Annotated in this window: 1 protein-coding gene; it reads left to right on the forward strand. The window is 63.1% G+C overall.

The features are described 5' to 3' along the window. The first annotated feature begins 63 nt into the window (after window positions 1-63). Window positions 64-996, forward strand: a complete 933-nt coding sequence (locus BW970_RS20260) for an IS5-like element ISPko1 family transposase (protein ID WP_076534770.1) — start codon at window positions 64-66, stop codon at window positions 994-996. Window positions 997-1050: the final 54 nt, after the last annotated feature.

A 1050-nucleotide genomic window follows, 5' to 3' on the forward strand; every position in this document is an offset into this window, starting at 1 on the left:
GGCTCTGTTGCACAAATCCCGTGTGGGATTCATCTCATGAATCCAGCGTGGTAGCTGGGATACATGAGCAGACCTACACCCCCGACCTACAGGACCAGGAACTGGCCAGCCTACAATGAAGCGCTCAAGCGCCGCGGCTCGCTGACGATCTGGTTCGATCCCGAGATGAGCTGGGATGCCGCGCCGACAGGTAGGCGTGGCCGCCAGCAGACCTACAGCGATGCCGCCATCCAGACATGCCTTTCGATGAAGGTGCTGTTCGGCATGGCGCTTCGGCAGACGACAGGCTTCGTCGAAAGCCTACTGCGGCTGGTCGGCCTCGACTGGGCGGTGCCCGACTTCAGCACCCTGTCCCGCCGCCAGAAGACCCTGGCCGTGAACATCCCGTATCGCGGCTCCAAGGGGCCGCTGCACCTGCTGATCGACAGCACGGGTATCAAAGTCGAGGGCGAAGGCGAGTGGCACGCCCGCAAGCATGGTGGACCCAAACGGCGCGTCTGGCGCAAGATCCATCTCGGGATCGACGAGGAAACACTGGAGGTTCGCGCAGTCGAGGTCACAGGGAGCCATATCGGCGATGCACCGGTCTTACCCGACCTGCTCAACCAGATCCCAGCGTACGAGCAGATCAGCAGCGTCACTGCCGACGGTGCCTACGACACCCGCAAATGCCACGATGCAATCGCTGACCGCGGCGCCCGCGCTGTCATTCCGCCTCGCAAGAATGCCAAGCCGTGGAAGACCGTCACCGCCGGCGCGATCGCACGAAACGAAGCGCTGCGGGCATCGAAATACCTCGGTCGTGCTCTCTGGCGACGATGGAGCGGATACCACCGCCGAAGCCGCGTCGAAACGAAGATGCACTGTGTGAAACTGCTGGGGCAGCGCCTCATGGCGCGGGACTTCGACCGACAGGTCGCGGAGCTTCAGGTCCGTATCGCCGTTCTGAACGGCTACACCGCGCTCGGCATCCCTGTCACAGAGCCCGTGGGATAAGTCTGTCCGGGGAAAGGGGAACCCCGGCCATCAGCCGATTTGTGCAACAGAGCC

This window comes from Gemmobacter megaterium (assembly GCF_900156815.1).
GTDB classification, from domain to species: domain Bacteria; phylum Pseudomonadota; class Alphaproteobacteria; order Rhodobacterales; family Rhodobacteraceae; genus Wagnerdoeblera; species Wagnerdoeblera megaterium.

Bases quoted from the DNA above. Each gene is read 5' to 3' on its own strand.
- BW970_RS20260 (WP_076534770.1), top strand. From the start codon at position 64: ATGAGCAGACCTACACCCCCGACCTACAGGACCAGGAACTGGCCAGCC.